Source organism: Bradyrhizobium sp. YR681 (genome assembly GCF_000282615.1).
Classification (GTDB): domain Bacteria; phylum Pseudomonadota; class Alphaproteobacteria; order Rhizobiales; family Xanthobacteraceae; genus Bradyrhizobium.
This window is the reverse complement of record NZ_AKIY01000231.1, coordinates 1-10,102: the sequence shown is the minus strand read 5'-3', so window position 1 is coordinate 10,102 and position 10,102 is coordinate 1. Positions and strand designations below refer to the sequence as shown.

Here is a 10,102-nt window from a genome sequence, read left to right as displayed (position 1 = left end):
CTCGACGACGTCGAGCTCGGTTTCGAGCGATGTGGCTTCCTCGATGGTGATGACGCCCTCGTTGCCGACCTTCTTCATGGCGTCGGCCAGGAATTTGCCGATCTCCCGGTCGCCGTTCGCCGAGATGGTGCCGACCTGGGCGATCTCCTCGTTCGAGGTGACCCTTTTGGAATTCTTCTGGAGGTGCGCAACGACGGCTTCGACCGCGAGGTCGATACCGCGCTTGAGGTCCATCGGGTTCATGCCGGCGGCAACCGCCTTGGAGCCTTCGTGCACGATCGCCTGGGCCAGCACGGTGGCGGTGGTGGTGCCGTCGCCAGCTGAGTCGGCGGATCTGGAGGCGACTTCGCGCACCATCTGCGCGCCCATGTTCTCGAACTTGTCCTCGAGCTCGATCTCCTTGGCGACGGTGACGCCGTCCTTGGTGATGCGGGGAGCGCCGAACGACTTGTCGAGCACGACGTTGCGGCCCTTCGGACCGAGCGTGACCTTCACCGCGTTGGCGAGGATGTCGACGCCGCGCAGCATCTTGTCGCGCGCTTCAACCGAGAATTTGACTTCTTTGGCTGCCATGTGGATTTTTTCCTTGAGGGTTTGACTGGAGGTGGAGAAGGGCTGTTAAGCCGCCTTCTTCTTGGAAGCGGGGACGTCGAGGACGCCCATGATGTCGCTTTCCTTCATGATCAGCAGGTCGACATTGTCGATCTTGACCTCGGTGCCGGACCACTTGCCGAACAGGACGCGGTCGCCGACCTTCAGATCGATCGGGATCAGCTTGCCGGCTTCGTCGCGGCCACCGGGGCCGACGGCGACGACTTCGCCCTGCGAGGGCTTTTCCTTGGCAGTGTCGGGAATGATGATGCCGCCAGCGGTCTTCTCTTCTGCGTCGATGCGCTTGACCACGACGCGGTCGTGAAGCGGACGGAATTTCATGCAGTCCTCCTAAGCAATTGCTCGGGTTGATGATTTTGGAATTGTTAGCAGTCCCTGCCAGCGAGTGCCAGCGTGGGCACTGCTGAGATAAGCCAGGATATTTGCGGGGGCAAGGGCTTCTAGCAGAAAAATAAGCACTCGAAAGCGCCGTCTGCCAGTTTCCTTGACCATCGTTAACCGCCCTCGGAGGGCCGCTTCGAGGCCCCCAGGGGTCCGTATTAGCACGGAGTCATGTCTGCTGCTAACGCATTGAATTTCAACAGCTTGTTAAACTTTTAGGCTTGAGATGGATTGTCAGTTTGCGTCACATTTCTCTCATGTGAGCGCATCGTTTTCCGGGTGGCTCGTCAGCAGCGTACCGGCAGGCCATCCCTTGAATATGCGCTCCTGAAAAGGAGGTTGGCATGGTCTCGCGGGTTGGGGTTGTTTCCGACGACTTCCGGAAACAGGTGCTGGGTTACGGGCTGACGACGGCGGAAATCCTCTATCGGATGCCGGATCATCCCTCGCTGCTTCAGACCTATGTCTGGCAGAACTACGATCTGTTCCCGAAATTTCCGGCGCTCAAGGACTTCCTGGCGTTCTGGCAGGAGAAGCTCGATGGCCCGCTCTACTCGGTGACCGTCGCGCATTCCAAGCTGATCAAGCCCGCCGAGCTCCGCGCCGTCGACGGCGTGTTCAGGCTGCATTGAGGAGCGCGTCGATCTCGTAGGGCGGGCAAAGGCGCGCAAGCGCCGTGCCCACCATCTCTCGATGATCGCAAGCGGAAGGTGGGCACGCACCGCTTTGCCCACCCTGCGAGACCTGTTTCCGTGCTAGCGTCCTTCCATAACAATAATGGGAGGCCGCGCATGGCCAAGAAGGTGAAATCGCGCAGCGCAGTGCAAGTCGTGGTGAAGAAGCGGAGCGGAGCCAAGGTCGCCGTGCGACCCGTTGCGCGCAAGGCCGTGAAGTCGAAGGCGAGCATCACGCCGGCCAAATCAGCGGCCCAAAAACCCGCCCGTCCCAAGCAGCGCATCGCCATCAGCCATCACCGCGAGGAAGACTTCAAAGCCGACGGCCTGCGCGCCTACGCGAAGTACCGCGATCTTGGCATCGCCGAAGCTTCGCACGGCCTGGCGCAAGCGCATGTCATCCGCCTGCAAGGCCCCTGCGATCCGCATGAAGTGTCGAAGCTGCACTTTCACGACGTCGAATTCCAGTTGGTCTACGTGCTCAAGGGCTGGGTGAAGACCTACATGGACGGGCAGGGCGAGACGCTGATGAAAGAAGGCAGCGCCTGGACCCAGCCGCCGAAGATCAAGCACATGATCCTGGATTATTCTGATGATGTGGAGCTGCTGGAGGTGATTTTGCCGGCGGAGTTCAGGACGGTGGAGCTGAAGGCGTAACTCTCTCCTCGTCATTGCGAGGAGCCGTTGCGACGAAGCAATCCAGATTGTTTCCGCGGAAGCATTTCTGGATTTCTTCGCTTCGCTCGCAATGACGCCCCGGATTGCGCTTCGCTCCATCCGGGCTACGGCCGTCGGCCGACTACCGCTCGAGATAACCCAGTTCTTCGTTCATGACCTCGCGCGCATATTCGCCAAAGACGTCGATCAGCCGCCCGCGCGCGGCGTAGGGCGGATAGAGCAGCGCGATCGTGACGGGGACAGCGGGGTTGAAGGGGCGCGTGATCAGCGCCGCGCCGGTGCTTTCGTCATGTGCGGCAACCGGGTTGATGATGCTGATGCCGAGGCCGGCCGCGACCAGGGCGCAGACCGATGCGCCCAGATCGGTCTCGGCAACGATGCGGCGTGTGATGCCAGCCTGCGCGAAGATCGCATCGATGCGATCGTGGAGCGGACTCCCCGTGGCGAAGGAGATGAACGCCTCGTCGGCGAAATCGGCAGGGCGTAACGTCTTCTTGTGCGCAAGACGATGCCCCTTCGGCATGATCGCGACGCAGCGCGTCCTGAGCACCGGCTCGACATTCACACCTGCGACCTCGCCGTAGAGCATGGCGAGCCCGGTGTCGCAAAGCCCGGAGCTGACCCAGTCGTGCACGGCGCTCGCCGTGCCGGACCGGATCGAGATCATCACATGCGGATAGTCTATTTTGAAGCGCGCCGCGATGTGCGTCAGCAGGCCGCCGGCCAAGCGCGGCATCGCCGCAACGCTGAGCCGCCCCATGCCGAACGAACGGATGCTGGCTGCGCTCGCCTCCAGTCCGGCGAGCCCGATGAAGGTCTTCTCGACCTCCTGGAAAAAGCGCGATCCGTCCACGGTCGGGCGGAGGCGGCCGCCACTGCGGTCGAACAGCGGAAATTGCGTGATCGCCTCCAGCTGTCCGATCAGGCGGCTGATCTGGGGCTGCGACGTATGCATGCGCTGAGCCGCCTGCGTCATCGAGCCGGTCAGGAAGACCGCCCGAAAAGCCTCCACATGCTTCAATCCCATGCGTCTGGTGGCCATATCAAATCCGTATAGGGGAGTATGAAACTGGAATTTCATCAGATCGGGCTTTTGGACGATAGTCCAGAGCATCAATCCGCTCGCATCGAGGTGGCCTGTCGTTGCTTACCCGCTGCGGACGGCGTCAGAGACGTTCGCCAATAGATTCGTCAAGAGATTCGCCAAGAGAGGGACGACATGAAAGCGACAACGATCAAGGCACTCGCCAAGGTATTCGCCAAGGCGAGCATCGCTGTCGTTCTTCTGTCCAGTGAGGCCGTGGCCCAGGGTGCGGGCAGGCTGGACAAGATCCGTGAGAACGGCTCGATCACATTGGGATACCCCGAGACCTCGGTGCCCTTCGCCTATCTCGACGCCAACCAGAAGCCGATCGGCTACAGCGTGGAAATCTGCGAACAGGTGGTGCAGGCGGTCAAGACGGCCCTCAAGCTCCCCAAGCTCGAGATTCGCTATGCTCCCATAACCTCGGCCACACGTATTCAGCTGCTCGCCAACGGCACCATCGATCTCGAATGCGGCAACACGACCAATAATATCGAGCGCCATAAACTCGTCGCCTTTGCTCCGACCACCTTCGTTGCGCAGGTCGTTCTCGTCGCGCGGAGGGATGGCGGGGTCGATGTCAACGACCCGAATTCGTTTCGCGGCAAGGCGATCGCCGCCCAGGCCGGCGGCCAGACTTTCAAGGTGATTACGCTGATCAACGCCAAGAACAATCTTGGTATCACGGTCGTGCCGGGCAAGGACACTGCCGAGACCTTCCTGATGCTGTCGACCGGCCGGGTGGCCGGCACCGCCAATGATGACGGTCTCGCCTACGCCACCGTTGCCACGTCCAGGACACCGGATGACTTCGTGATCGGCAGCAAGGGGCTCGAGACGGCGCCTTACGGCATCGTCGAACCCAAGGATGATCCTGCTTTCAAGAAGGTCGTCGACGAGGCGGTGATCGACATGATGAAGAGCGGACAGATTGCGGCGCTGTACGACAAATATTTCAATTCACCCATCCCGCCGCATGGTCTCAACCTGAAATTTCCGATGAGCGCCGCTCTCAAGCGCGCGCTGGCAAACCCGACCGATTCCGGCGATCCCGCAGCCTACGAATGAAGCGCTAAAGCATGATCCGGAAAAGTGCGAAGCGGTTTTCCGGAAAGATCATGCGTAACAACAACCTAAAGCGATGACGCTTCGTCCAAATCTCATCGCGCTTTAGCCGCTTCAGAGGGTCCGCAAATGGCACATCAACACGAGACGATCCCGGCAAGCGCCGGGTTGCCGCCCATCGACCTTCGCAGCGATACGGTGACCAGGCCGACCGAGGCGATGTATGCCCGCATGGCTTCGGCGCCGCTCGGCGATGACGGGCTGGACGGTGACCCCACGGCGAGAGAGCTGGAGGCCGTCGCAGCCGCAGCGCTGGGCAAGGACGCCGGCCTGTTTGTGCCGAGCTGCACCATGGCCAATCTGCTCGCGACGCTGGCGCAGTCGCAGCGCAGTGAACAGATCGCGTTGGAAGCGAATGCCCATATGTACGTCTCCGAGCGAGGGGCGGCGACGTTTACAGGGCAGTTCTACCTCGCCATTGGCGGCACCGACGGCGCGATGGACCTGAATGTGCTGGAAGACGCCATGCAGGGCGAGGGGCTCAAGCTCAGGACCGCCATGGTCGCGATGGAAACCTCGCACAACAATGCGAGCGGCGCCGTGCTGCCGCTGGCGCACATGCAGGCCGTGCACGCCATGGCCGCGGCCCGCGGCATCCCGGTGCATCTCGACGGCGCGCGGCTCTTCAATGCCGCGGTCGCCCTTGAAACGGCGCCGGCCGAGGTTGCGAGGCATTGCGACACGGTCTCCCTGTGCCTGTCGAAGGGACTGAGTGCGCCGGCCGGTGCCGTGCTCGCCGGGCCGCGCGCCGTGATCGACCGGAGCCGCAAATTTCGCCGCATGCTGGGCGGCACGCAGCGCCAGATCGGCGTCCTGGCCGCAGCCGGCCTGGAGGCCGTCGAGGTCATGGGTGCGCGCCTGGGCGAGGACCATCGGCGTGCGCGGGCGCTGAGCGATGCGTTGAACGGGATGCATCCAAAACTCAGCGCGACAATCCCGCAGACGAATATCTTGCAGGTCGATGTCTCTCGCTCCGGGCAGGACAGCGCTGCGTGGTCGGCCGCTCTCGAGAAGGCGGGCCTGAGGGCGAGGCCCTGGGGCAAGCATCGCCTGCGTTGCGTGACCCATCGCCACATCGACGATGCGGATATCGATCGCGCGGTCAGCGCATTTCGCACCTTGGCGGGAGCTCTGGCGTAGAGCATCCGCCTCTTGTAGCCCGGATGGAGCGAAGCGAAATCCGGGAGGCCGCCTGCGACGGAGATACTTTCCCGGATTGCGCTGCGCTCCATCCGGGCTACGGCATCACGACGGTGCATCAGGCAATCGCTAAAATCCACCCGATCCGCGAAACCGGACCGTTACTAGTCGGAAGGTTCCAGCCGCCCGCCATGCGGGCGGTAACCAGTCGAAAATACCTCTCGCGTCAACTCGAGGCTGTGAACATGCAGGACATGCTTTCATGGCGACCAACACCTTTGGCCGACGCGGCGTCGTGGCGCCTTCACCGAGATCGTTTCAACCCGCGCCGCTTCCACCCGTCGCAGCGCCGGTCGCGCCTCGCCCTTTAGCCGCCGAGGGAACGTTCTTTGGCGACAACAAGCTTCTGGCCGATATCCCGTTCCTCACCATCGGCCTGATTTTCGGTCTGCTCCTGATCTACGCCCTGCAGCGCAATCTGGCCATCGACGTTGCGCCGGACGGCTCACTCGATGTCCGTTCGCTGATTGCTCAGGGCGCGTCCGGCTACGATCTGGTTGTCGGAAGGAACGAGTGGTGGCGGATCGGCCTTGCGCCGCTTCTTCATGGCAGCAACTGGCACCTCATAGGCAACTGCGTTGCGCTGTTCATCGTCGGCGTCAGGCTGGAGAGCCTGATCGGGCGCGGATGGTTTTCGCTGATCTTCGTTGCCAGTGCCGTGGCCGGCGAGGCCGGCTCGCTCCTGGGCAATGGCCCCGGCACGGTAGGCGTCGGCGCGTCCGGTGCCATCACCGGGCTCATCGCCGCGCTGTTTGTCGCGAGCTTCGAGCCGGAGGCCGACGCCGATCAAACCATGTCGCGACTGAAGACGTCGCTCTTCTTCGGTGTTCCCGCGCTGCTGCCGTTGGCCTTTGGCGCCTCCGGCAATGTCAACTATTACGCCCACGCCGGCGGTGCGCTGGCCGGCGGCGCGCTTGCCATCATGCCCTGGCTCGCCTTCTGGTCCTATGACAGCCTGCCGCGGAGCGCCGGCATGGTGTTGCTCGCAGGCTTCGTCGGATCTCTGGTCTGCGCCGGCTTCGCCGTCGCTCATTACTCGTCCTACATGGCCGATGCCGCGTACTATATCCGCGCGTCGGAAGCGCCGGCGAATGCCGGCGATATGGCCAGCCGGTCTCTCGATCTCGTCACCCGCTATCCCAAAGACCCGCGGGCTCATCTGTTCCGTGCGATCTACTTCCTGGAAAAAGCGAGCCTCAATGCCGCCGAGACGGAAGCGCGAACCGCCATGTCGCTCGCAGCTTCCGACGTGGCGGGCGGGCCGACGCGCGTCGGGGCCCAGGGCTTGATGGCGGTGTTGCTGTGGGCGCAGGGGCGAAGCAGCGAGGCGAAGGCCATGGCGGCCGAGCCGTGCCGTGCCAAGCTGGCCGAAGTGCGTCGTATATTGCAGAAGCAGAAATTGTGCAGTTGAGGCGGAGACGCTCTCTGCCGTCAGCAATCCAAACTGTTTTCGCGGATACATTCGGTGAAGGGTTTCTTCGTAGCCCGGATGGAGCGAAGCGGAATCCGGGACGCTGCCTGCGACGGAGATGCCTTCCCGGATTGCGCTGCGCTCCATCCGGGCTACGGACTCGGGGCTAGCTCAACACCCCCACCACCGCCCCCATCAAACACGTCGTCAGCGTGCCCGACACGATCGACTTTAGCCCCAGCGCGTTGATCTCCTCGCGCCGCTCCGGCGCCATCACGCCGAGGCCGCCGATCATGATGCCGAGGCTGGCGAAATTGGCGAAGCCGCACATCGCGTAGAGCATGATCAGGCGCGAGCGCGGATCGAGCGCGCCGGGCGGCAGCTTTGAGAAGTCGACATAGGCGATCAGCTCGTTGAGCACGGTCTTGGTGCCCATCAGGCTGCCGGCCGTCACCGCCTGATCCCAGGGCAGTCCCATCAGCCAGCACACCGGCGCCATCACGAGGCCGAGCAGGCGCTGCAGCGAGATCGCAGCGCCGCCGATATCAGGCAGCAGGCCGAGGATGGCGTTGACGAGATAGACCAGCGCCACCAGCACCAGCAGCATGGCGACGATGTTGATCAGCAGCTCGATCCCGGCGCCGGTGCCTTTCACGATCGCGTCCATCGTGCCGGAGACTTCCATCTCCGGGTCCTCCAGTGCGCCGCCGGTGCGCTTGTCGGAGCTTTCGGGGACCATGATCAGGCTGACGAGGATCGCGGCTGGCGCGCCCAGCACGGAAGCGATGACGAAGTGTGCGGCCGCGTCGGGGATGAGGGGAGCAAGCAGCGTCGCATAGAGCACCAGCACCGTGCCGGCGATGCCGGCCATGCCGCCGGTCATGACCAGAAACAATTCGCTGCGGGACATCTGTGCCAGGTACGGCCGCACGAACAGCGGCGCCTCGACCATGCCGAGAAAGATGTTGGCGGCGGTGGAGAGCCCCACCGCGCCGCCGACGCCGAGCGTGCGCTCCAGCAGCCAGGCCATGCCGCGGACAACAGGCGGCAGCACCCGCCAATAGAACAGCAGCGTCGTCAGCACGCTCATGACCAGCACGATCGGCAGCGCCTGGAACGCCAGGATGAAGTCGGCGCCGGGCACCTTCACGTCGAAGGGCGGGGTGCCGCCGCCGATATACCCGAACACGAAGGACGAGCCGGCGCGCGAGGCCGCCGAGATCGCACCGACCGCGTCGTTGATGGCGCCGAAGGCGCGCGCGACGACCGGGACTTTCAACAGCACGATCGCGGTGACGAAGGTCGCGACGAGGCCGATCGCGGCCTGCCGCAGCGAGACGGCGCGCCGATTCTCCGCGACCGCGAAAGCGATCAACAGCAATGCGAAAACGCCGAGTGCCGATTGCAGCCGCAGCATGATGTCCCCAAACCCTCAATGATTATGGCCGGGCGTGCGTTGCAAACGCAATGCCGGAAGGGCACCGGAGACGCCCGCTGTTGACAAGCAGGCCTGCGTCAGCCACGCGGGGCACGGCGACATCCAGGAGGCGGACGGTCCAGGAATGGTCAAAGCGTGACCCAAGAGGCGATGACAGAGCAGCCAGTTTCAGCGAATCCGCCGGTCAGCGCCCGCGCGCTCCTCTCACACCGTGCCTTCCTGTTCTTCCTGCTCTCGCGCAGCCTGTCGCGCTTTTCCAGCCAGATCGCGGCGGTCGCGATCGGCTGGCAGATCTACGATCTCACCGGCTCGGCCTTCGACCTCGGCATGGTCGGCCTCGTCCAGTTCCTGCCTACGGCGCTGCTGGTGTTCGTCGCCGGCCACGCCGCCGACCGCTTCGAGCGCAAGCGCGTGGTCCAGCTTTGCCAGCTCGCGGAAGCGGCGACCGCGCTTTATCTCGGCGTGATCACCTATCTCGGCGCGGTCAGCGAGGTCCAGATCTTCATCGCGACCTTCGTGCTCGGCATTGCCGGCGCCTTCGAAAGTCCGACTACCGCCGCGCTGCTGCCGCTGATTGCGCCGCAGGGCTCGCTCCAGCGCGCCACGGCCGTTGCGAGCGGCGCGGGGCAGGTCGCGACCATCACGGGCCCCGCGCTCGGCGGTTTTGCTTACGCGATTGCGCCGCATCTTGCCTATGCCGTGATGCTGCTGTTCTGGATTTTCGGGATGATCCTGACCGGCTTCATCCGGCCACGACCGCAGGCGGTCGCGAAAGAGGGAACGGATTCGGACAACATCTTTGCCGGCGTCCGCTTCATCCGCAGCAATCCCGCGATCCTCGGCACCATCTCGCTCGATTTGTTCGCCGTGCTGTTCGGCGGCGTCACCGCGCTGCTGCCGATCTATGCCCGCGACATCCTCCAGACCGGCCCGATGGGGCTCGGCGTGCTCAGGGCCGCGCCCGCGGTCGGCGCGCTGCTGATGACCATGGTGCTGGCGCGCCACGCCATCTCGCGCCATGTGGGCCTGCGCATGTTCCAGGCCGTGATCGTGTTCGGGATCGCCACGATCGTGTTCGCGCTGTCGTCCTGGATGTGGCTGTCGGTGCTCGCGCTCGCGGTTCTCGGCGCCGCCGACACGATCAGCGTCGTGATCCGCTTTTCGCTGGTGCAGCTCTCAACTCCCGACGAGATGCGCGGCCGCGTCGGTGCGGTGAATTTCCTCTTCATCAACGCTTCGAACCAGCTCGGCCAGTTCGAGAGCGGAGTTGCCGCCGCACTGCTCGGCGCCATGCCGGCCGCGGTGCTAGGCGGTGTCTGCACGGTTGCAGTGGCGCTGCTCTGGATGAAGCTGTTCCCGAGCCTGCGCAAAGTGGAGAGCCTGGAGTAGGCCTCCGCTCTCTCCGCGTCATTGCAATGACGGAGGGAGCAATTAGTCCCGTCATCCTGAGGTGCGAGGCTTGTGATGCGAATGCATCGCAAGCGGAGCCTCGAAGGATG

Annotated in this window: 10 protein-coding genes; 6 read left to right on the top strand and 4 right to left on the bottom strand. The window is 63.7% G+C overall.

All coding sequences use genetic code 11. The features are described from left to right. Together PMI42_RS24910 and PMI42_RS24905 are read right to left on the bottom strand one after the other, a co-directional pair. Window positions 1–573: TCP-1/cpn60 chaperonin family protein (locus tag PMI42_RS24910; RefSeq protein WP_008139214.1), on the bottom strand; the 573-nt coding region annotated here is incomplete at its 3' end. A gap of 45 nt (window positions 574–618) precedes the next feature. Next, complete coding sequence (locus tag PMI42_RS24905; RefSeq protein ID WP_008139213.1) at window positions 619–933, bottom strand: co-chaperone GroES; 315 nt, start codon at window positions 931–933, stop codon at window positions 619–621. 404 nt (window positions 934–1,337) lie between these two features. Here PMI42_RS24905 and PMI42_RS24900 point away from each other — a divergent pair, with 404 nt between their 5' ends. Together PMI42_RS24900 and PMI42_RS24895 are read left to right on the top strand one after the other, a co-directional pair. Next, a complete protein-coding gene (locus PMI42_RS24900; RefSeq protein ID WP_008139212.1) occupies window positions 1,338–1,625 on the top strand; it encodes an usg protein in 288 nt (95 codons plus the stop codon). A gap of 159 nt (window positions 1,626–1,784) precedes the next feature. After that, entirely contained in the window at window positions 1,785–2,324 is a 540-nt protein-coding gene (locus tag PMI42_RS24895; protein ID WP_008139211.1) for a cupin domain-containing protein, read from the top strand. A gap of 142 nt (window positions 2,325–2,466) precedes the next feature. On the opposite strand, the gene PMI42_RS24890 is transcribed toward PMI42_RS24895, so the two are convergent. After that, window positions 2,467–3,387: a LysR substrate-binding domain-containing protein gene (locus tag PMI42_RS24890; protein ID WP_081502944.1), complete on the bottom strand. Its 921-nt coding sequence runs from the start codon at window positions 3,385–3,387 to the stop codon at window positions 2,467–2,469. A 177-nt stretch (window positions 3,388–3,564) separates the two neighbouring features. Here PMI42_RS24890 and PMI42_RS24885 point away from each other — a divergent pair, with 177 nt between their 5' ends. From PMI42_RS24885 to PMI42_RS24875, 3 genes are all read left to right on the top strand, one after another. After that, complete coding sequence (locus PMI42_RS24885; protein WP_008139209.1) at window positions 3,565–4,497, top strand: amino acid ABC transporter substrate-binding protein; 933 nt, start codon at window positions 3,565–3,567, stop codon at window positions 4,495–4,497. A gap of 126 nt (window positions 4,498–4,623) precedes the next feature. After that, window positions 4,624–5,694, top strand: a complete 1,071-nt coding sequence (locus PMI42_RS24880) for a threonine aldolase family protein (protein ID WP_008139208.1) — start codon at window positions 4,624–4,626, stop codon at window positions 5,692–5,694. 262 nt (window positions 5,695–5,956) lie between these two features. Continuing rightward, the gene (locus PMI42_RS24875; protein WP_008139205.1) at window positions 5,957–7,165 is read left to right on the top strand and encodes a rhomboid family intramembrane serine protease; all 1,209 of its coding nucleotides are present in this window, start codon (window positions 5,957–5,959) and stop codon (window positions 7,163–7,165) included. Between the two features lie 166 nt (window positions 7,166–7,331). Here the strand turns inward: PMI42_RS24875 and PMI42_RS24870 are convergent, their stop codons facing one another. Continuing rightward, a complete protein-coding gene (locus PMI42_RS24870; RefSeq protein WP_008139204.1) occupies window positions 7,332–8,582 on the bottom strand; it encodes a NupC/NupG family nucleoside CNT transporter in 1,251 nt (416 codons plus the stop codon). A 171-nt stretch (window positions 8,583–8,753) separates the two neighbouring features. Here PMI42_RS24870 and PMI42_RS24865 point away from each other — a divergent pair, with 171 nt between their 5' ends. Then, on the top strand, window positions 8,754–9,992 hold the full coding sequence (locus tag PMI42_RS24865; RefSeq protein ID WP_008139203.1) for an MFS transporter: 1,239 nt from the start codon (window positions 8,754–8,756) through the stop codon (window positions 9,990–9,992). The last annotated feature ends 110 nt before the right edge of the window (window positions 9,993–10,102 follow it).